Here is a 21,096-nt window from a genome sequence, read left to right as displayed (position 1 = left end):
GAAATCGAAGTCAACCAGCTCGACCCGCGCATGCGCATGCCCATGTGCGACAAGGAATTGACAGCCACGCTGGAGAGCCCGGCACGCCCGCTGGGCCGCGTCACGGTGAAGGTTCGCTGCGAAGGCAGTTCGCCTTGGACGGTGTTCGTACCCGCTCAAGTCCGCCTGTTTCGCGAGATCGTGACGACCACTCGTCCGCTGAAACGCGCCGGCATTATCGAGCCGCAGGATGTGACCTTGCGCGAGCGCGACGTCAGCACGATCAACCAGGGTTTCCTGACCTCGGTCGACGAAGCGATCGGGCAGAAACTTACCCGACCAACGGTCGCCGATCAGGTCATCACACTGGTGCATCTGGAACAGGCCGAAGTGGTGCGCAAGGGTGACCAGGTGGTGATCACTGCGCGCAGCGGCACCCTTGCCGTACGCATGCCGGGGGAAGCGCTCTCCAATGGCGGCATGAAAGAACAGATTCGAGTAAAAAACCTTAATTCTCAAAGAGTTATCAAGGCGCAGGTGATTGCGCCGGGACAGGTCGAAGTGGCCATGTAAAAGCCTCGTGGAGAAAACTGGCGCCGATCCCGTCGCTTCCCTAAACTGTGCCGCAGCAGGTCTCGCAACGGCGCATGCAAGCTTATGGTTGATTGGGCCTAAAGTTTTTCAGGGGATAGCCGAAAACATGGCAAGCGTCCAAATTCCCAGAGGTTTTTTATCATGGTTATCGATTTCAACCGATTGAACAGTTCCTCGTCACTAACCGGCAGCACACGTACCAGCAACGCCAAGGAAAGCGCTGAAAACAGCCCCTCCGCGCCGCTGAATACCCAGGCCGAACAGGCCAATGTCGCCAAAAGCGGGGAGTCGGTACACCTCAGCAATGAGGCTCAACAGTTGCAGAAGGTCACTGACAAGCTGCGCGATCAGCCTGCTGTCGACAAAGCCCGAGTGGCCGAGTTGAAAGCCGCGATTGCCGATGGCAGCTATAAAGTCGACAGCAACCGTGTAGCCAGCAAACTGCTCAACTTCGAAGCCCAGCGCTAGGCTTTTGCCGGCGCCAGGCTTTTGGACGCTTAAACCCCAAGGCCAGCCATGCACGACACTAACTTATTGCAACTGATCAACGACGACTTTGCTCCAGCGCAACAATTGCTGGAGTTATTGCAAACCGAATCCCTCGCTTTGCATGGTCGCGACATGCCGTTGCTGGAAGAAATTCTGGCGACCAAGCAAGCGTTGATCATTCTGCTCGAGCAGCATGGCCGCAAGCGCAGCGAAATCCTCGCCAGCCTCAACCTGCCGACCGATCGCACAGGTCTTGAGCAACTGGCCAGCCAGTCGAGCATTGGCGACCAGTTGCTGACCCAGGGCGATGCCCTGACCGCGCTGATCGCCCAATGCCAGGCAGCCAACATCAAGAACGGCCAGTCGATCCAGATCCAGCAGGCGACTACGGCCAACCAGCTGAAGATCCTCACCGGCGGTGAGCCGCCAGCGCTGTACGACGCCAGCGGCACCTTTGCCAAACCGGTCAAGCCGCGAACGCTCAGCCAGGCATGAGCCATTCGCTGGCCCTGCACTATCCACTTGCGCAACATGCTGGCAAAATACTGGCCAGTCGTCTTATTTTGTCTGGAGATTGAAGAACCGTGTCCAACACCCTAAGCGCGGATGATGCTCCGCAGCCTCCGAAGGTGCTCACCACGCCACTGGAAATCTCCAGCAACCTGCGCCAGCTGCAAGACAGCCACGATCCGCTGATCATCACCTTCCATGAACGCAGCCAGCGTTTTCAGAGTTACCTGATCAAGGTCGACCGCGAAACCGCAACGATCGCGCTGGACGAAATGATCCCGCGCGATGGAGAGCGCTTCCTCCAGGCTGGCGAACCGTTCAAGGTCGAAGGCTTTCATGACGGCGTGCGCATCGCCTGGGAATGCAACGGCACGCTGAACATCGAAGAATCCGACGGCGACCGTTTCTACACCGGCGACCTGCCGAGCGAAGTGGTCTATCACCAGCGCCGTAACGCCTTCCGCGCTGCGTTGAAGCTCACCGATCTGGTCAGCGTTGAACTGGGCGGCGAAAAGCTCAAGGTTCCTCTGCAGGGCAAGCTGCTGGATATTTCTGCGACCGGTTGCAAGTTCCGCTTCGAAGGCGACATCACTGATCGCCTGCAACTGGGCCAGGTCTACGATCGCCTGATCGCCCCGCCGCTGTTCGGCAACCAGCCAACATCGGTCGAACTGCGCTATCTGCATTTCGAAGAAAAACTCAACATCACCTTCGCCGGTCTGCGCTTCCACAACATCAGTGGCCAGGCTGCGCGCAACGTCGAGCGTTTCGTTTACCAGTTGCAGCGTGAAGCACGGCGTTTCGACAAAGACGATCTCTGAGTCGCAGTGACCAATAAAAAGGGCAGTCCCGCACAGGACTGCCCTTTTTTATGCGCCGATGTTTACCTTCGATTCAGGGCCTGCCACCGCTGATATCCGGCGCAGGCTTATCGTCATTGCCGCTGTCCAGTTCGGTTTCAACGACTGCTTCCGGCTGCGCTTCGGGCTCAGGCTCAGGCTCAGGAGTGACCGGCGCCGGGTCTTGGACCATCTGCTCCTGCACCACCTGCTCATCGACACGCGGGTCAAGCGCCGCCACCAGCGGCGAGCTCGACATGCTGTCCGGCATTGCCACGTGATGCAGCGGTGCGTCGTCTACCTGGTGCAGGTTGGTCACTGCTTTCGGACGAATCCGCCAGACCAGCACCAACGCGAAGAAACTGAAGAACGCATACAGGCTCTGACTGCCGAGAAACTTCATCAGCACACCCGCCAGCAGCGGCCCGATGCTCGCGCCAACACCATAAGTCACCAGCAGCATGGCGGTCAGCGACACCCGGCGATCGCCTTCGACGTGATCATTGGAGAACGCCACCGCCAGCGGATACAGGCAGAACTGCACCAGCGAACAGAAGAAGCCGACGACGAACAGCACCTCCAGCGGCACCTGCGGCATGATCGCCAACGGCAACGCCGCCACCGCCAGAAACCCGGCAAAGCAGCGGATCAGCAGCGCGCGGTCATAACGGTCGGACAACCAGCCCAACGGCCACTGCACCAGCAAGCCGGCAAAAATGCAGCTACCCATGAACAGACCGACCTGCTCGGTCGTGAGCCCCTGTTGCGAGGCATACAGCGGCGCCAGACCGTAGAACGAACCGATGATCAGACCGGCGCCGAGCACCGTGCTCAGCGATTGCGGCACACGCTTGATAAAGAATCGCGGCTCCATCGGCGCCGGGTGCAGAGGCGCCGGGTGAATCCGCCGGGTCAGCGTCACCGGCACCAGACACAGGGCAAAGCACAGCGCGACCAGCATCAGCAGTTCCAGGCCGAGGGCGGGGTGCATGACCAGAATCAGTTGGCCCAGCACCAGGCCCAGGTACGAGGCGATCATGTAACCGCTGAACACCAGGCCGCGTTGATTGGCGTCGGCCTGCTCGTTGAGCCAGCTCTCGATGACCATGTACTGACACATCATGCCCAGACCGACGATCGTCCGCAGCACCAGCCACGCCGGCAGCCAGTCCACCAGCCCATGGCCGAGCACCGCGGCGCCGACGATCCCCGCACACGCCGAGTAGGCACGGATATGCCCGACCCGGGCAATCAGGCGATGGCCGATCTTGCCGCCCAGCACCAGACCGAAATAGTTGGCCGCCATCAGCGCACCGACCCACAGCCCGTCGACATTGTCGGCAGCCAGACGCAAAGCCAGATAAGTAGAAAGAAGGCCTGAGCCGATCAACATCATCAGCGAGGCGAAATACAGCGCTCGAAAGGATTTCCAGATTTGGCGCATCGGCGTTCCGAGCGGCTCCTTGCAGTAAATACCGGGCGTTCAGAACGACAGCCCGGCAGCAGCGATACGTCAGGCCTGGGCGGCCAGCACACGGCGCTCCCAGGGAGTGATTTCATCAAAGAAGCTGGTCAACTCCATGGTCTTCGAAGCGATGTAGCCTTCGATGAACTCCGACCCGAACAGTTCCCTCGCCAACTGGCTACGTTTCAGACGCTCCAGCGCGGCGTGCAAGGTACACGGCAAGGCCAGATTATCCGGCACGGCGAATTCTCCCTGGATTGCCGCGCTCGGCTCCAGTTCCTGTTCGATACCATGCAAACCCGCAGCCAGACTGGCGGCGATGGCCAGATACGGATTGGCGTCGGCGCCCGGCAGACGATTTTCGACCCGACGTGCGACCGGCGAGCTGGCGGGAATACGCAAGCCGGCGGCGCGATTGTCATGGGACCAGCAGGCATTGTTCGGCGACGCGTACGGATGACACAGGCGCTGATAGGAATTCACGTTGGGCGCAAACAGTGCGGTGAAATCGGCGAGGCCTGCCTGTTGCCCGCCGATGAAGTGGCGGAACATCGACGTCGGCTCGCCGTTCGAGTCAGTGAAGACATTCTTGCCGCTGCCGATCTCAACGATACTCTGGTGAATATGCATCGAGCTGCCCGGCGTATGCGCCAGCGGTTTGGCCATGCACACCACGTTCAGGCCATGCTTGAGCGCGACCTCCTTGAGCAGGTGCTTGAACAGGAACGTCTGATCGGCCAGCAGCAGCGGGTCGCCGTGCAGCAGATTGATCTCGAACTGGCTGACGCCCATTTCATGCATGAAGGTGTCGCGCGGCAGGCCGAGGGCGGCCATGCATTTATACACTTCGCGGAAGAACGGCCGCAGGCCGTTGTTGGAACTGACGCTGAACGCCGACTGGCCATCCTCGCGACGGCCGTCGAGGCCGACCGGCGGACGGAACGGCTGAGTCGGATCGGTATTGGGTGCGAAGACAAAAAATTCCAGTTCGGTCGCCACCACCGGCGCCAGACCGTGCGCGGCGTAACGGGCGATGACCGCTTTGAGCTGGCCACGGGTCGAGAGACTGGAGCTCTCCCCGCTCAGTTCGTCGGCGTCGCAAATCGCCATGGCGCGCGGCTCGTCGCTCCAGGGCAAACGGTGAATCTGCGCAGGATCGGCAACCAGCGCCAGATCGCCGTCATCGCTGCCGTAGAACCGCGCCGGCGGATAGCCGCCCATGATGCATTGCAGCAGCACACCCCGCGCCAACTGCAAACGCCGCCCTTCGAGAAAACCCTCGGCGGTCATCACCTTGCCCCGTGGCACACCGTTCAGATCCGGGGTGACACATTCAATCTCATCAATGCCGGTCAATCGCTGCGCGAGTGAACCCTGGCCATCGGTTGTCATGACGCAATCCTTGTTGTTGTGCGAGCCGCGAACGGCGACCCGGACAAAATAGGCTGCGGCTGTTCGGAATATCAAGCAGCGCCCACAAAAATCCCGATCTTGTGCAGGAGCCGTAGGAGCCGACGAGTGCAACGAGGCTGCGATCTTTTGATCTTGCTTTTTAAAAACAAAAGATCGCAGCCTTCGGCAGCTCCTACACCAGACCTCAGGGCAAGTAGAGGCTGAACACCCCACCACCCAACGGCCCGCCATTGCTGATTTCGGTGCGCCCTTCCACGCCGTTGCGCTGGTGCAGCGCGGCGATGCGATTGGCGAAATACAGACCCAGCCCGGTGCTGCCGCTGCTGTGATTGATGCCCTGCACATAATCGGCCTGACGCTCGAGCATCTCTGCTGGATAACCGTCGCCATCGTCATTGATGCTCAATACCAGTTGCCCGGCTTCATCACTGACAGTAATCAGCAACGACTCGCGGGCGTAACGGATCGCATTGTTGATGCAGTTGCCGAGCACCGAGGCGATCAGCTCGCGATCGAAGAAACCCAGCGGGCTCAACGGATCGACTTCATAGGTGGCGATGATGCCGCGACTGGCAAACACTTCCTGATGCGCGGCCAGTTGCGCCTCAATGAAATCGTCGAGTTCGTGATACGCCGGCTGGAGCGGCAACTGATTCACGCCAAGTTTGTACAGCCCGAGCAACTGCACGAGCATGCCGTTGAGGTGGGCGAACTCGAAGTCGATCACGCCCTGTTCCGAGCCGTCGCGCAGCTCTTTCGGCAGACGCGCCAGCCATTGGCTGTGCGCCTGCATCAGCATGGCCAGGGAGTTCTTCATGTCGTGGACGGTGGAGGCAATCACCGTGGAAAAATCCAGCGCCGGATCAATTGGGTTCATTCGCCAAACGCCTTGCTTTTCAGCTTCTGATAACGCGCAAAACGCGCGTCGGTGTCGGGCATCAGGCCCACCAGTTTCAGGCAGGCCCGACATTCTTCCAGCTCCGCCGACGGCACACTGGTGTCGGTGCCGTGCAGCAGCGACTGGGCCAGGTTCAGCGCAATACTGATGTTTTTCGGTTGCAGCTTGAGCGCCTTGCGGAACACCTCGCGGGCCTCGACCAGATTGCCGGTCTTGTACACGCGCACGCCCTGGCGGTTGAGATCGGCCGCAGCGTTACTCGAACTGAGAATCGTCGGATCGTCGGTGAGCTTGGCAATGTCTTTCATCACCGCCGGGTCATCGCCGTAGATCTCTGCGCAGCTTTTGAGCATCGAAGTGCCCGCCTCGGCCTGACCGAGCATCTGCAACTGCTTGGCCACCAGCAACGCCGCCTCGGGGCTCATGAATTGCTCCATGCCATCGAGGCGCATCAGTGCTTGTTCGGTGAGTTTGTCGGCGGTTTCAGCGTCGTTGAGCAATAGGCTCGTGGCTTTCATCAGCCGCGCGCGAATTTGCAGGCCGGGATCGCTCGGGTTTTCTTTAGCCACGGCGCTGAGGGTGGTGTTGATCTCCAGCCGCGTGCGCGTGTCGAGGCCGCGATCGCTGCCCTTGCTGATCAGCGCGTGCGCCAGGCCGAGATTGCTTTCCGGGTCCTTGAAACGCGACTGCGCGCCCTGCGCCACGGCCTGACGATAAGCACGCGAGGCGGTTTCGAAATCTTCGTTGGCCATCGCCAGTTTGCCGAGCAAAGCCTGACGGCGCACCGCCAGCGGCGACAGACGGATCGCTTCTTCCAGCACCCGCTGCGCGCCTTTGCTGTCGCCTTCGGCCACCAGCACATCGGCCATGCCGTCATACAGCGCCGGCATCATCGGGAACACTTTCAAGGCCTTTTCATAGACCTCTTTGGCCTGCGAGACCTGCCCGCGTTTGAACAGCAACTTGCCCAATCCAGCGAAGGCCCACGGCAACGGACGGTCGGCAATGATGCCGTCGTAGAGCCGCTCCAGCGCTTCGTTCTGATTCATGTCGCGCAGCGCATCGGCGCGGTAACGCAGGCACAGCGGCGAGTAGCGGATGTCCTGTTTGCACAGGGCAATGCAGGCATTGAGCACCTCGACCGGCTTACCGCGATCAAGGGCTTGCAGAATCGGTTTGAGCAACGTCTTGCGTTGCTCCAGACGCTCAAGGCGCTGGGCCAGCCCGGAACGGTTGAACGGCTTGGTCAGGTACGCATCCGGCTCATGCTCCAGCGCACTGAGCACCATCGCCTGACTGGTTTCGGCGGTGACCATGACGAAAACGGCTTCGTGGCTGATGAGCTTTTCCGACATCAGGTCTTCGAGCACCTGCTGGCCATTCTTCTTGCCGTCGCCGAGGTGGAAGTCCTGCAGAATGAAATCGTAGGACTTCTGCGAGCACATCTTCAGCGCCTGCTCGCCAGTGTCGGCAGTATCGACATCCTTGACGCCGAGCTCACGCAACATCGAACGCACGGAACTGCGGAAATCGGAAAAATCATCGACGATCAGAAAGCTTTTTTGGTGATACGACGACATCGAAGATTTCCAGGCAATTGAAGAAAACGAACCGAGGCGATTTCAGGCGCACAGATGATAGCCGGAGGCCATGCGCCATCAAGCGATTTCGCTGGAGTCTGAACTCACCGTTCGGGTTATCGGCCAAAAATCCCGGGGCCTGAGGGTGGTGCTTCAAGAATGTTGCCTGGAGTATTACTCTGCGCGCCTGCTCAAGGATTTTCATAGGGACTGAATCGTGTACATCAAGGGACGCTACATCCTGTCGGCCTTTTTGCTGCTGTTTATCCAGCCAATGAGTGCGGCGGCAATGGACTGCACCAAAGCGGCGAACGACGTGGAAAACACGATTTGCGCGAATAAACCGCTTTATGAGCTCGACGCGCAGATGGGCACGCTGTATCGCCAACTGATGACATCTGCCACAGCGACGCAACCTGAGCTCAAGCGCACCCAGCGCGCCTGGCTAAAAACCCGCAATGCCTGCGCAGTCGATGTCGCTTGCCTGGATGGCAGCTACCGCCAGCGCCTGCAAGCATTGCAGGCACAGTGGACGCAAGCCGCAATGTGGCAGCCGGACGCCGTGGATCTTCAGGCGATGAACGATCTGCAGGAAAGCATTCGTGCCGAGAGCAAAAACCACCCGGAATTTGCGCTGGAACATGCCTTGGCCGCACGGGCTTTGGAGTCTTCGCAGACATCGTTCGCGGGCGATCCAGTCGACAGTTACGGCGAGCAAACCAACTTCCCCAAGTCGCATCCCAAAGGCGTGAGCGAGGATGAGTGGCAAGCATTGAAAGCCTCAAGCATCGGAGGCGCCGCCGAGACCGGACGGACTTCTTACGCACTGCTGGATCTGGACAATGATGGCCAGCGCGACCTTATCGTCGACACATACGCAGGCGGCACCGGCTTGTTCACCTACGTGGAAACCTGGCGCCGCACGGGCGAGCGGTTCGTCAAAAGATCGGTCGAGCCGGAAAGCTCGCTGTTCTACACCAACGACCGTGGCGCTAATCAGGCAATCAGCTGGATCAGGCTTCACGACAGAATTTATGCCGCTTACCGAAACGGCGCCTATGGTGTCGATAATCTGTACCTGCTCAATCCGCTGAAGATCAACCGTCAGGTACCGACGGTGTCTGTGCGTTACGCTTACTCCCTGAAAGTGCCAACCACGCAACATACGGAAGACGGCACCAGCACCTATGCGCTCGAAGCGGATTTGCGCGCGGCACTCGACCACGCCATCACTCAGGCAACGAAAGTCGCATCGGGCTCAAACCCTGACGCGCCCCTTTGCCCCATTCCTCCGACGGGCGCCGGCGAAGACGATTACTACAGCTACGGTCCAGGGCACTACACCATCGAAAAGATCACCGATTTGCCGGTAATGATCGGCGGCGAATGCTACATCGGGGCGCTGATTGACTGGTTCGGCAGTTACAGCGAAAAGACTGGGTTATTCGCCCAACTGGCCGTGCGCAAGCCGGGCGTAGAGGCCAGCGGGACTACCTACGAAGTCTTCGGCCGTCGGCATGTAACCGAGGTCAGTGGGAGCCTTGGCAAAGTCGAAATCAACGACGACTGACCACCGATCATCACGTCGGAAAATTAATCGGCACGGTTGCCAATCACCGGATGTCAAAAACACAGACAGCACATTTGTCCTTCAAAAGTGCAGGCAGATTCGCAAATGAGGTTTATTCTGCGCAATTACCTGCGCCCCCGGACGTCCGCGATACGCTTGTACCGCCACAAAAAAGGCCGAAGTGATGACCTCGAAAACCCCTGCCTCGCCCTCTGCGCCCGAACGCAAGGACCTGACACCCAGCCACCTGAATTTCCCCGTGGTGGGCATCGGCGCCTCGGCGGGCGGCCTGCAAGCGACCAAGCTGTTTTTCGAGCATATGCCGAAGGACAGTGGCATGGCGTTCGTGATCATTTTGCACCTGTCGCCCGATCACCAGAGCATCGCCGACCAGATCATTCAGGAATCGACGCGCATGCCGGTGCTGCAAGTGACGCAGCCGGTGCCGATCGAAAAGAACTGCGTGTACGTGATTTCTCCGGCGCACTCGCTGACGATGAATGACGGCTACCTGCGCGTCAGCCCCGCTGGCTCACCGCAAGCGCGCCACACTGCCATCGACCTGTTCTTCCGCGATCTGGCCGATGTGCATCGCGAGCGGGCTTTTTGCCTGGTGCTTTCAGGCACCGGTTCCGATGGTGCGGTGGGCTTGTCGCGAATCAAGGAACAGGGTGGCGTGACGCTGGTGCAAGTGCCGGAAGACGCCGAGTTCGACGGCATGCCGCGTGCCGCCATCGAGACGCGCATGGTCGATCTGATACTGCCAGTGGTCGAGATGCCGCAGAAACTGATGGAGCTGTGGCGCAACTCTCAGAACATCAAATTACCCAGCGCCAATGATCCCGACTTGAAAGCCTTGAAGCCTGCAAACGAACACGAAGCGTCGATCGCCGAACAACGCCTGCATGAAATCCTGTTGTACCTGCGCAGCAGCACCGGTCACGATTTCAAACACTACAAGCGCGCCACCGTGCTGCGCCGCATCGAGCGGCGCATGCAGGTCACCAGCCAGTCTGACCTCGGCGCTTATTACGACTACCTGCAAAATACCCCGGAAGAATCCAAGGCCCTGCTCGGCGATATGCTGATCGGCGTGACCAACTTCTTCCGTGACCGCGAAGCCTTCGAAGCCCTTGAGCGCGATGTGCTGCCGCAACTGGTGCAATCGGTTGCCGACTCGTCGGAAAAAGAAGAACTGCGCATCTGGTCTGCCGGCTGCTCGACCGGCGAAGAAGCCTACAGCCTGGCGATCCTGCTCGATGATCAGATGCAGGTACAAAGCAGCAAGGCCAACCTGCAAGTGTTCGCCACCGATATCGACGAACGCGCGATCACCACCGGCCGCGCCGGCACCTATCCGCAAGCCATCGTCACCGACGTACCGCCAACACGCCTTCGGCATTATTTCGTCAAAGACGATGACCACTACCGGATCCGCAAGGAAATCCGCGAGAAAGTGCTGTTCGCCAAGCACAGCCTGTTGTCCGATCCGCCGTTCTCGCAGATCGACCTGATCGTTTGCCGCAATCTGCTGATTTACCTGGATCGCGAGGTGCAGCGGGAAATCCTGCAGATGTTCCACTTCGCCCTGCGACCGGGTGGTTTCCTGTTTCTCGGCACTTCGGAAAGCGCCGATGCCTGCCACGAACTGTTCGCGCCCGTGGACAAGCGCAACCGCATCTTCCGCGCCAAGACCGGTACCGCGAACAGCCGCCGCACCCCGACCATGCCGCGTGGCGGTTACATGCGCACCAGCGTTTCCCGACCGCCATCGAAAGCCATCGAGCCCGTCAAGCTGTCGTTTGCCGATATCCACCGCCGCGCCATAGAACGCTTCGCCCCGCCGAGCATTATCGTCGACACCAACGCCGATATCCTTCATATGAGCGAAGCCGCCGGGCGCTTCCTGCGGCATGTCGGCGGCGAGCTGTCACGCAACTTGCTGACGCTGATCCTGCCGGAGTTGCGCCTGGAAATCCGCACGACGCTGTTCCAGGTGCAGCAAAGCAACCTCACCGTGCGCTCGCGTGAAGTGCTGCTCAAGCGCGAGGAGCGTCAGTACCGCATCACGCTGATTGCGCAGCCATACAAGGACGACGACTTCGACAGCGAGTGCGTGCTGGTGACCTTCGATGAAACGGAGATCGACGCGCACGAGCAGGCGCTGACCACCGTGCTGCAGACTGAAAGCCAAGTGCTCTCGAATCTGGAACGTGAGCTGCAACGCACCAAATTGCATTTGCAGGACACCATCGAACAGTCGGAAATCTCCAGCGAAGAGCTCAAGGCTTCCAACGAGGAGATGCAGGCGATCAACGAAGAACTGCGCTCGGCCACCGAAGAGCTCGAGACCAGCAAGGAAGAGTTGCAGTCAATCAATGAAGAGCTGTTGACGGTCAACTACGAGCTGAAGACCAAAGTCGAAGAAACCGACAAGATCAACGATTATCTGACCAATCTGATCGCTTCTACTGATATTGCTACGGTGTTCGTCGATCGCAGCATGCGCATCAAATGGTTCACGCCGCGCGCCACCGACATCTTCAGCATGTTGCCGGTAGACACCGGCCGTTCACTGCTGGATATCACCCATCGCCTGAATTACCCGGCGATGACCGAGGACGCGGCGCAAGTGTTCGAATCGCTGAACATGATCGAACGCGAGGTCAACAGTACCGATAACCGCTGGTACATCGCCCGCTTGCTGCCTTATCGCTCCAGCGAAGACCACATCGACGGCACCGTGTTGACCTTCATCGACATCAGCAAACGCCGCGAAGCCGAGGAAGAGCTGCGCCTGGGCGAAGAACGCATGCGCCTGGTCGCTGAGAGTACGCGTGACTACGCGATTATCATCCTCGATGAAATGGGTGCGATCACCAGTTGGAACAAAGGCGCTGAACTGATCTTTGGCCACAGCAAAAACGAGGCCGAAGGTCAGTACTACGATTTCATCTTCACAGCCGAAGACCGTGCTGCCGGCATGGCTGAAAGTGAACTGTCCACGGCTCGTCAGCACGGGCGCTCGGAGGATGAGCGCTGGCATGTGCGCAAGGATGGCAGCCGTTTCTTCTGCAGCGGCGAGGTCACCCGGCTCAGCGGCGACCGCTTGCAAGGCTATGTGAAAATCGCCCGCGACCTGACCGGGCACAAGCGCCAGCAGGATGAACAGAGCAAGGAACTGGCGCAGACGCGAAATACGGTGTCCCTGCGTGATGAGTTCTTCGCGGTCATGTCCCATGAACTCAAGCACCCGCTCAACCTGATCCAGCTCAATGCAGAACTGTTGCGCCGTTTGCCAATGATCCGCACCGCCGGACCGGCGACCAAAGCGGTCAACACCATTTGCGATGCGGTGAACAGTCAGGCGCGGATCATCGACGACCTGCTTGATGTAGCACGGGTGCGCACCGGCAAGCTCAAACTGCAATTGGCGCGTGTCGATCTGAGCGCGGTTCTGCGTGACATCCACACGGTAGTGCTCAATGAGCAGCATGCCACGCGCATCGACCTGCAATTGCCTGAAGCACCGTTGATCATTCATGCCGACCCGACACGGGTCGAGCAGATCATCTGGAATCTGGTCAACAATGCCTTGAAGTTCACACCACCGAGCGGGCGCATTGAGTTGATCGCCAGCAAGAGCGGGAAAATGGCGCAACTGGACGTCAAGGATAACGGCGTCGGCATCGCTGCGGAAAACCTCGAACACGTCTTCGATCTGTTCGGCCAGGCGGAAAAACAGCACACCAACCATCAACGTGAAGGCTTGGGCATCGGCCTGTCACTGGTGCGGCAACTGACCGAAGCCCAGCACGGCACGGTGAAGGTTGCTTCGCCGGGGCTGGGCGCCGGTTGTACCTTTACCGTTCGCCTGCCGCTGTCGACTGATGTCGAAGAAACCGCTGCAACAGCCGAGGTTGAACCGGTTTCCGGCAAGCTCGATGGCTTGAGTATTCTGCTGGTCGACGACTCGCCGGAAGTGCTGGAGACCTTGAAGCTGCTGCTGGAGATGGAAGACGCCGACGTAACGGCCTTCGATCATCCGGTGGCAGCGCTGAAAGCCGCTGAGAGCACGCGCTACGATCTGATCATCTCCGACCTCGGCATGCCGGTCATGACCGGCTATGAACTGATGGCTGCAATGCGCAAGCTGCCGCTGGCGAAAAACGTACCGGCGATCGCCCTCACCGGTTATGGCACTCAGAGCGACATGCAGAAGTCCCGTGAAGCCGGGTTCGATCAGCATCTGGGTAAACCAGTGGCGTACGACGACCTGATTGAAACCATCGAGGCGATGCGCCGCTCGGAGTTGCTGTAAAGCTCGCCAGCGCTCCAACGCAAAAAGCCCCGCCGCACGAGTAAGTGCGACGGGGCTTTTTGTTTTTTGAAGAGGTGGTGTCCCAGGCGGGGTTCGAACCTGCAACCTTCCCCTTAGGAGGGGGATGCTCTATCCAATTGAGCTACTGAGACACTGATCGACGCGGCCTGTACACGGTGCGACAGACGGCGTGCATGTTAACGGCCAGCCCCTGTTTTGTCATGTCGTCCGTAGGGCTTTTTAAGTGTAGGCAAGCGCCCTGGAAGATTGCGGGAACTTTTACCGGGCAATTTGCACTGCGCGGAAATGCGGTCATTGCAGATTGCAATCAGCGTCGCCGAAAAAAACATACCAACCCCTTGTTTTTAAAGGACTTATCAGCCGTTACACTGTTGGCACGGCGACTGCTATGCCTGTTCTATCAAAAAGAACAATTTGGAGCGTCGTGCCATGAACAGCACCCTCTTGCTTGCAAACGCAGCGGCTCTGGCTGTCTTGCTCGGATCACATTTTTTTCCCAAGGCTGACGTTGAGCAGCCAGTGGCGCAGCGCATGCCGCATTACCTGCAAGTGCAGAAAGCGCCGCAGTGGGCCGTGTTGAGTGATCGCAGCGACGCTTCTACACAAATGGTCAGCGAGCCTGAGCAAGCCTCGGCGCCAACCACCGAACGTCTGGTTTTTTGAAATATCTTCAGGAGTACAACATGTCCAAATCGGCGACAGGATTTCTGATCCTCGCTTTACTGAGTGGCGTTACCCACCTGGCGCTGTTCGAGGAGACGGAAGTCACCTTGCCTCTGGTTGGCTGTGGCGTGTTTGCGGTGCTGTTTGTGCTGGCGCTGATTGCAGGGCGCAAAATCAAGTTCGATCCGGTTCTGCGTTGAGCCGAACTAACTCCAATAACGAAGAGACCGCGATAGCAAGGTCAACAGAGTTGTCGATCTGATGAACGGGGCTGTCGCTGGATCTTCGGTCTTTGAACAACGCATTGCGAGCCAGCCTCGCATCGATTTGCTCAGGGGTCTCCCGACCACGGCTGAGCAAGCGCTTGCGCAGGACCTCATCGTTGACTGTCAGCAGAATCGGCACCAGGGTTGAATACTTCTCCATTGCTTGACGCAGGTTCGCTCTTGACCCGTTAACCAGTACGTGCCGGCCCGCTTGCAACCATTCATCCATTTCCCTTGGAATGCCGTAGGAGAGGCCGTTGGCTTGCCAGGCCAGGGAGAAAGCGCCGGCGTGCTGTCGCCGTTCGAATTCTTCAGGGGTCACGCCGATTGCATCTTCGCCGACGGACTCCGCCGAGCGGGTAATCACCCGACGCATTACTTCACAGTTCAACACCCGCAGTGGCTCACGCGATGCATCGATCAGGCTGTCCTTGCCCGAACCGGACGGCCCCATCAGGTAAAAAAGCTTGCCATCCATCCTGTAAACGCCCTCCGACGGGTCCTGCCTCTAGTAAATCGGCAAATTGCCACTATCCTGTACACATAGGGATCAAGAATAGCGAGCCGCATAGCATGCACGTTCTGAGGTCTTCGGACATCAACAGATGTGCATGCGAAAACGGGCAGCGATACGCAAGGATGGAAAGTTTTCCAACCAGTCCGCATTTCTGACAACTGGTGCTGGCATTACGCCTTTACCCGGCTCAATATTTGTCACAGAATTGACGCCAATGATCTGGCAATTTTGAGGCATGATGCCGGCCTCTTAACAATTCAGGTTGAACCAATTGGTCCGGATGCTTGTCCTACCACACATCCTGCGGCCAATCCCGAGAACCGCTCCCCTGAACTAACCGGTTAAATATATGCGCCCATTGAAACAGGCAATTTATTCCAGCCGTACGGCTGACAAGTTTGTCGTACGTCTGCCAGACGGAATGCGTGAACGCATTGCCGAGGTGGCTCGCAATCATCATCGCAGCATGAACTCCGAGATCATTGCGCGCCTTGAGCAGAGTCTTATTCAGGAAGGCGCACTGGGCGAAGAGCTGAGCATGCGCCTGGACAGCCCGGAGCTGTCGCTGCACGAGCGCGAGCTGTTGCAACGCTTCCGTCAGCTGTCGCACCGTCAGCAGAACGCCCTGGTGTCGCTGATCGCACACGACGCAGAAATGGCCGCTGACGCGTCCTGAGTTATACCGAGCATATTGAAGCCAGCATGATTGCTGGCTTTTTTTTGCCCGCAATATGACAGATGGCCGATTGGCAATTGAGTGTGGCGAGGGGATTTATCCCCGCTGGGCTGCATGACAGCCCCAAAAACAATGGGACTGCTGCGCAGTCCAGCGGGGATAAATCCCCTCGCCACGGTTACTTGTACTTGCGCTCATATCTGTTTGGCAGGCACAAAAAAGCCCGTCGATTTGACGGGCTTTTCATTGCACAAGGTCAGAGCAGGAAGATTGTCGCCAACCCGAGGAAGATGAAGAAGCCACCGCTGTCGGTCATCGCGGTGATCATCACACTGGCGCCCATCGCCGGATCGCGCCCCATCTTCGCCAGCGTCATCGGGATCAACACGCCCATCAACGCCGCCAGCAACAGATTGAGCGTCATCGCCGCCGTCATGACCACGCCGAGTGACCAACTGCCGTAGAGCATGTACGCGACCACACCGATCACCCCGCCCCAGACCAGACCGTTGATCAAACCGACCGCCAGCTCTTTGCGCATCAAGCGCGAGGTGTTGCCGGTGCTGACCTGATCCAGCGCCATGGCGCGCACGATCATGGTGATGGTCTGGTTACCGGAGTTGCCACCGATACCCGCCACGATCGGCATCAGCGCCGCCAGTGCCACGAGCTTCTCGATCGAACCTTCGAACAGACCGATCACCCGCGATGCGACAAATGCAGTGATCAGGTTCACCGCCAGCCACGCCCAACGGTTACGCAGGGATTTCCATACCGAGGCGAAGATATCTTCCTCTTCGCGCAGACCGGCCATGTTGAGGACTTCGCTTTCGCTTTCCTCACGGATCAGGTCGACCATTTCGTCGATGGTCAGACGGCCGATCAGTTTGCCGTTCTTGTCGACCACCGGCGCCGAGATCAAGTCGTAACGCTCGAATGCCTGAGCGGCGTCGTAGGCGTCTTCGTCAGGATGGAAACTGACCGGATCGCTGGCCATGACTTCGGCGACCTGCTTCTCCGGATCGTTGACCAGCAGACGCTTGATCGGCAGCACGCCCTTGAGCACGCCGTCGTAATCGACCACGAACAGTTTGTCGGTATGACCGGGAAGCTCTTTCAGGCGACGCAGGTAACGCAGAACCACTTCAAGGCTGACGTCCTCACGGATCGTCACCATCTCGAAGTCCATCAGCGCACCGACCTGATCCTCGTCATAGGAAAGGGCCGAGCGCACGCGTTCGCGCTGCTGGTTATCCAGACTTTCCATCAGCTCATGGACAACGTCGCGCGGCAGCTCGGAGGCCAGGTCAGCGAGTTCGTCGGCGTCCATGTCCTTGGCCGCAGCCAGGAGCTCATGATCGTCCATGTCGGCGATCAGCGTTTCCCGGACGGAATCGGATACTTCGAGAAGAATGTCGCCGTCGCGATCAGCCTTGACCAGTTGCCAGAGCGTCAGACGATCGTCCAGCGGCAAGGCTTCAAGGATGTAGGCGACGTCGGCGGAGTGCAGATCATCGAGTTTGCGTTGCAGCTCGACGAGGTTTTGCCGGTGAACCAGGTTTTCCACGCGGTCGTGGTGCGGACCTTCCTGGCGATGAGTCAGGTCTTCAACGACACGTTGGCGCTGCAACAACTCGACGACCTGAGCCAGGCGGTCCTGCAGGCTTTCCTGTGTTTTCTTTACTTCGATTTCGGACATAGGCGAACTCCACTCCCAGCAGCGGGGCACGCCGGAAGGATCAATCAGTCAATTCATGATTGGTGAAACGGTTTACTGAACAACTACTGGGTAAGTCCATGGAGGATTTCCATAAGCCCCGGCGGGGCTGACGGGCGCAATGATACACGCCTGACGGTTTAAAACGTTGAAAAAATCACGGCTGAAACAAGCGCTTGCGAAACAAACCTGAGCACCTGCCTGACCCGTGCAAATGCGACGACTCATCTTGAAAAGAAAACACACCGGCAATGCAAAAAGCAGCGACTACCCTTGAGCGTAGATCGTCATGGAGGACATCGAATGCCTGCAAAACCCGCGCTATATCTACTGACCGCCCTGCTCCACACCACGCCTGCCAACGCCACCACACTTCATCGTTGCCAGGCCGCTGACGGCAGCGTCACGTTTACGTCGATGAGCTGCGCAACTGGCGAGCAACTCTCAATTCAGGAGGTCCACCCGTATTCACCCGGCTGGGTCGCAATCATGCCGGAGTTCAATCACGAAGCCGTTTCCGGCATGAAAGACAGCGGGCGCGAACCGGGCATCGTCGGTGGCACCGAACACAAATGTGGAAACCTGATCGATAACAGGCAGCGGCGCGAAGCGATCATCAATCGGCGAGTGATTGCCGGCATGAGCCAGCGGGACGTCGAAAGCGCACTGGGCAAGCCCGACAAGATCAACACGCGCACGTCGACCACGAGCTATCGTTACGACCTCAAGCGAGGCCGCAGTGCTCAATTTGATTTTGATGAAAGAGGCTGTGTGAAGGGAAAAGCCAAATCCCGGACAGCAAAAAGCCCGCGTTAAACGCGGGCTTCTTGGTATATGGTGCACTCGACAGGATTCGAACCTGTGACCGCTCGGTTCGTAGCCGAGTACTCTATCCAGCTGAGCTACGAGTGCATTTTGTGTTTTTAAACCAGACCACAACTGGCTGAAGCCGAGTTACTCACCTTACAGCAAATAACTCTTAAATGGTGCACTCGACAGGATTCGAACCTGTGACCGCTCGGTTCGTAGCCGAGTACTCTATCCAGCTGAGCTACGAGTGCATTTGTTGCCGCGCATTATAGGCCGTCTAATCTCTATGTCAACCACTTTTTCTAGTAATTTCAACAACTTACAGAAGAAGCCAGATTACGACGTACTAAGCAAATAATGGCGGAGAACGGGGGATTCGAACCCCCGACACCCTTTTGAGGTGTACTCCCTTAGCAGGGGAGCGCCTTCGGCCACTCGGCCAGCTCTCCGCAACACGGGGCGTATATTAACCAGCTTCTTCCCCGTTTGCAAACATAAAAATCGATAAAAATTAATGGCTTGGTTCTTCGTCCTTCTCTTTCTTTATACGCAGGTAAATTTCCTCACGGTGCACCGCAACCTCTTTCGGAGCGTTGACGCCGATACGCACCTGGTTTCCTTTGACGCCGAGCACGGTCACGGTGATTTCGCCGTCACCGATAATCAGGCTTTCCGCGCACCGACGAGTCAGAATCAGCATACCTTTCTCCTTACGCCATTCATTTCAGGGACAACAGTCTGCAAAAAAAAGGCACCCGACCTACAACCGCAGCGATCGTAGCCCTACTTGCCTGAGTATTGACCAGCGCGAGCAAAAGAACAGTTCCGGGGCTCGCGCCATTCAAAAATAAAGGGCGCGGTCAGACCGCGCCCTTCACAGAAGCGGATTACTCGCCCTGACGGGCCGGAGCATCCAGTTCGAAAGCCGTGTGCAGCGCGCGCACGGCCAGTTCCAGGTACTTCTCTTCGATCACTACGGACACCTTGATTTCCGAAGTCGAGATCATCTGGATGTTGATGCTTTCTTTTGCCAGGGATTCGAACATGCGGCTGGCCACGCCTGCGTGGGAACGCATGCCGACGCCAACGATCGAGACCTTGGCGATCTTGGTGTCACCGACTACTTCACGAGCACCGATCTCGCGAGCGGTGTTTTCCAGCACGGTCTGTGCGGCCTGGTAGTCGTTGCGGTGCACGGTGAAGGTGAAGTCGGTGGTGTTATCGTGCGCGACGTTCTGCACGATCATGTCGACTTCGATGTTCGCGGCACTGATCGGGCCGAGAATCTTGAATGCCACGCCCGGGGTGTCTGGCACGCCACGGATGGTCAGCTTGGCTTCATCGCGGTTGAAAGCGATGCCGGAAATGATCGGCTGTTCCATGGTTTCCTCTTCATCAATAGTAATGAGGGTGCCCGGACCCTCCTTGAAGCTGTGCAGTACGCGCAGCGGAACGTTGTACTTGCCGGCGAATTCCACCGCACGGATCTGCAGCACCTTGGAACCGAGGCTGGCCATTTCCAGCATCTCTTCGAAGGTGATCTTGTCCAGACGCTGAGCGACCGGCACCACACGCGGGTCGGTGGTGTAGACACCGTCGACGTCGGTGTAGATCTGGCATTCATCCGCCTTCAAGGCCGCCGCCAGTGCCACGCCGGTGGTATCGGAACCGCCGCGACCGAGGGTGGTGATGTTGCCGTGCTCGTCGACGCCCTGGAAACCGGCGACAACCACCACACGGCCAGCCTTCAGATCACCGCGAATCTTCTGGTCATCAATCTGCAAGATACGCGCTTTATTGTGCGCACTGTCAGTCAGGATCCGTACCTGATTGCCGGTGTACGACACCGCCGGCACACCGCGCTTGATCAGCGCCATGGCCAATAGGGCAATCGTCACCTGCTCACCGGTGGACACGATCACGTCCAGCTCGCGCGGAACCGGTTGTGCCTCGCCACTGATTTGCTTGGCCAGATCGATCAGACGGTTGGTTTCGCCGCTCATTGCAGACAGCACAACCACCAGGTCATCGCCGGCATCGCGGAATTTCTTAACCTTGTCGGCGACCTGCTCGATTCTCTCGACAGTGCCGACCGAGGTGCCTCCAAATTTCTGTACGATCAAAGCCATTTCAAAGCCGCCTCTGCCCATGAAGGGCGCCCAATAATCTTTCGAACAGTCGCCGGGCCCGCCACTAGACTGCGAGCCCGGCGAGCCGTCTTATAAAGCCTGCTCGACGAATGGAACGGTCAGCGCCAGCGCGCCATCCAGCGCAGCGGCATCGACACCGCCGCCCTGCGCCATGTCCGGACGACCACCGCCCTTCCCGCCCACTGCCGCAGCAGCCTGTTTCATCAAATCACCGGCTTTGAGTTGGCCAGTCAGGTCCTTGGTTACGCCTGCAACCAGTACGACCTTTTCCTCATGGACACCGCCGAGCAGGATCACTGCGCGGCCGAGTTTGTTTTTCAGCTGATCGACCAGCGCCAGCAGCGCCTTGCCATCCTGACCGTCCAGACGGGCGGCCAGCACCTTCACATCCTTGACGTCCACCGCCGAGGCCGACAGATCGTCGCCCGCAGCGCTGGCTGCCTTGGCCTGCAACTGCTCGAGTTGTTTCTCCAGCAGACGGTTGCGCTCCAGTACCGCCGAGAGCTTGTCGATCAGGTTGTCGCGGCTGCCCTTGACCAGGCTGGCCGCTTCCTTGAGTTGTTCTTCCGCCGCGTTCAAGTAGGCCAGCGCCGCAGCACCGGTGACTGCCTCGATACG

The 21,096-nt window shown here is 58.5% G+C and carries 19 protein-coding genes, 4 tRNA genes and 1 pseudogene; 11 read left to right on the top strand and 13 right to left on the bottom strand.

Features of this window, described 5'->3' with window-relative positions:
* The 4 genes from flgA to OQK_RS18030 all read left to right on the top strand — a co-directional run.
* Nucleotides 1–552, top strand: a 552-nt coding sequence (gene flgA, locus OQK_RS18045) for a flagellar basal body P-ring formation chaperone FlgA (protein WP_016773610.1), incomplete at its 5' end; no start/stop codon positions are given.
* 162 nt (nt 553–714) lie between these two features.
* Nucleotides 715–1,041, top strand: coding sequence for a flagellar biosynthesis anti-sigma factor FlgM (gene flgM / locus OQK_RS18040; protein ID WP_016773609.1), 327 nt, complete (start codon nt 715–717; stop codon nt 1,039–1,041).
* Between the two features lie 48 nt (nt 1,042–1,089).
* Complete coding sequence (locus tag OQK_RS18035) at nt 1,090–1,557, top strand: flagella synthesis protein FlgN (protein ID WP_016773608.1); 468 nt, start codon at nt 1,090–1,092, stop codon at nt 1,555–1,557.
* Between the two features lie 89 nt (nt 1,558–1,646).
* Nucleotides 1,647–2,393, top strand: a complete 747-nt coding sequence (locus tag OQK_RS18030) for a flagellar brake protein (protein ID WP_016773607.1) — start codon at nt 1,647–1,649, stop codon at nt 2,391–2,393.
* A gap of 73 nt (nt 2,394–2,466) precedes the next feature.
* Here OQK_RS18030 and OQK_RS18025 read toward each other — a convergent pair whose 3' ends face one another.
* The 4 genes from OQK_RS18025 to OQK_RS18010 form a co-directional block, all read right to left on the bottom strand.
* Entirely contained in the window at nt 2,467–3,855 is a 1,389-nt protein-coding gene (locus OQK_RS18025) for an MFS transporter (RefSeq protein ID WP_016773606.1), read from the bottom strand.
* 69 nt (nt 3,856–3,924) lie between these two features.
* Nucleotides 3,925–5,166, bottom strand: coding sequence for a glutamine synthetase family protein (locus tag OQK_RS18020; protein ID WP_177318494.1), 1,242 nt, complete (start codon nt 5,164–5,166; stop codon nt 3,925–3,927).
* A gap of 307 nt (nt 5,167–5,473) precedes the next feature.
* Nucleotides 5,474–6,166 (bottom strand): sensor histidine kinase, encoded by a 693-nt coding sequence (locus OQK_RS18015; protein WP_016773604.1) that lies wholly within the window; start codon nt 6,164–6,166, stop codon nt 5,474–5,476.
* A complete protein-coding gene (locus OQK_RS18010; RefSeq protein ID WP_016773603.1) occupies nt 6,163–7,767 on the bottom strand; it encodes a tetratricopeptide repeat-containing response regulator in 1,605 nt (534 codons plus the stop codon). The genes OQK_RS18015 and OQK_RS18010 overlap by 4 nt, the downstream gene beginning before the upstream one ends.
* A gap of 274 nt (nt 7,768–8,041) precedes the next feature.
* Between OQK_RS18010 and OQK_RS31445 the strand changes: the two are divergent.
* From OQK_RS31445 to OQK_RS18000, 3 genes and pseudogenes are all read left to right on the top strand, one after another.
* A pseudogene (locus tag OQK_RS31445) lies at nt 8,042–8,257 on the top strand (lysozyme inhibitor LprI family protein); the annotation flags it as partial.
* Nucleotides 8,258–8,344: 87 nt separating this feature from the next.
* Nucleotides 8,345–9,337 carry a hypothetical protein gene (locus tag OQK_RS18005; RefSeq protein ID WP_238537220.1) on the top strand — a complete coding sequence of 331 codons (993 nt, stop codon included), beginning with the start codon at nt 8,345–8,347 and terminating at the stop codon, nt 9,335–9,337.
* Between the two features lie 184 nt (nt 9,338–9,521).
* On the top strand, nt 9,522–13,658 hold the full coding sequence (locus tag OQK_RS18000; protein WP_016773601.1) for a CheR family methyltransferase: 4,137 nt from the start codon (nt 9,522–9,524) through the stop codon (nt 13,656–13,658).
* 75 nt (nt 13,659–13,733) lie between these two features.
* Here the strand turns inward: OQK_RS18000 and OQK_RS17995 are convergent.
* A tRNA-Arg gene (locus tag OQK_RS17995) sits at nt 13,734–13,810 on the bottom strand.
* A gap of 298 nt (nt 13,811–14,108) precedes the next feature.
* On the opposite strand from OQK_RS17995, the gene OQK_RS17990 reads away from it, so the two are divergent.
* Together OQK_RS17990 and OQK_RS17985 are read left to right on the top strand one after the other, a co-directional pair.
* Complete coding sequence (locus tag OQK_RS17990) at nt 14,109–14,342, top strand: hypothetical protein (RefSeq protein ID WP_016773600.1); 234 nt, start codon at nt 14,109–14,111, stop codon at nt 14,340–14,342.
* A 20-nt stretch (nt 14,343–14,362) separates the two neighbouring features.
* Nucleotides 14,363–14,542 (top strand): PA3371 family protein, encoded by a 180-nt coding sequence (locus OQK_RS17985; protein ID WP_016773599.1) that lies wholly within the window; start codon nt 14,363–14,365, stop codon nt 14,540–14,542.
* Here the strand turns inward: OQK_RS17985 and phnN are convergent.
* Nucleotides 14,517–15,086 carry a phosphonate metabolism protein/1,5-bisphosphokinase (PRPP-forming) PhnN gene (gene phnN, locus OQK_RS17980; RefSeq protein ID WP_016773598.1) on the bottom strand — a complete coding sequence of 190 codons (570 nt, stop codon included), beginning with the start codon at nt 15,084–15,086 and terminating at the stop codon, nt 14,517–14,519. The two genes, OQK_RS17985 and phnN, sit on opposite strands and share 26 nt — an antisense overlap.
* A gap of 388 nt (nt 15,087–15,474) precedes the next feature.
* On the opposite strand from phnN, the gene OQK_RS17975 reads away from it, so the two are divergent.
* The gene (locus tag OQK_RS17975; protein WP_003178899.1) at nt 15,475–15,801 is read left to right on the top strand and encodes an Arc family DNA-binding protein; all 327 of its coding nucleotides are present in this window, start codon (nt 15,475–15,477) and stop codon (nt 15,799–15,801) included.
* 256 nt (nt 15,802–16,057) lie between these two features.
* Here the strand turns inward: OQK_RS17975 and mgtE are convergent, their stop codons facing one another.
* Complete coding sequence (mgtE, locus tag OQK_RS17970; protein WP_016773597.1) at nt 16,058–17,500, bottom strand: magnesium transporter; 1,443 nt, start codon at nt 17,498–17,500, stop codon at nt 16,058–16,060.
* A gap of 321 nt (nt 17,501–17,821) precedes the next feature.
* Here mgtE and OQK_RS17965 point away from each other — a divergent pair, with 321 nt between their 5' ends.
* On the top strand, nt 17,822–18,334 hold the full coding sequence (locus OQK_RS17965) for a hypothetical protein (protein ID WP_016773596.1): 513 nt from the start codon (nt 17,822–17,824) through the stop codon (nt 18,332–18,334).
* Nucleotides 18,335–18,353: 19 nt separating this feature from the next.
* On the opposite strand, the gene OQK_RS17960 is transcribed toward OQK_RS17965, so the two are convergent.
* The 6 genes from OQK_RS17960 to OQK_RS17935 form a co-directional block, all read right to left on the bottom strand.
* Nucleotides 18,354–18,430: transfer RNA gene (locus tag OQK_RS17960), tRNA-Arg, on the bottom strand.
* Between the two features lie 72 nt (nt 18,431–18,502).
* A tRNA-Arg gene (locus OQK_RS17955) sits at nt 18,503–18,579 on the bottom strand.
* Nucleotides 18,580–18,686: 107 nt separating this feature from the next.
* Nucleotides 18,687–18,777, bottom strand: a tRNA-Ser gene (locus OQK_RS17950).
* Between the two features lie 62 nt (nt 18,778–18,839).
* The gene (csrA, locus tag OQK_RS17945; RefSeq protein ID WP_002554426.1) at nt 18,840–19,028 is read right to left on the bottom strand and encodes a carbon storage regulator CsrA; all 189 of its coding nucleotides are present in this window, start codon (nt 19,026–19,028) and stop codon (nt 18,840–18,842) included.
* Between the two features lie 187 nt (nt 19,029–19,215).
* Nucleotides 19,216–20,457, bottom strand: coding sequence for an aspartate kinase (locus OQK_RS17940; protein ID WP_016773595.1), 1,242 nt, complete (start codon nt 20,455–20,457; stop codon nt 19,216–19,218).
* A 90-nt stretch (nt 20,458–20,547) separates the two neighbouring features.
* The coding region (locus OQK_RS17935) for a DHHA1 domain-containing protein (RefSeq protein WP_038861056.1) at nt 20,548–21,096 on the bottom strand (549 nt) is incomplete at its 5' end.

This window comes from Pseudomonas sp. R62, assembly GCF_000257605.1.
GTDB lineage: Bacteria > Pseudomonadota > Gammaproteobacteria > Pseudomonadales > Pseudomonadaceae > Aquipseudomonas > Aquipseudomonas atacamensis.
This window is presented reverse-complemented; position numbering and strand designations above follow the sequence as displayed.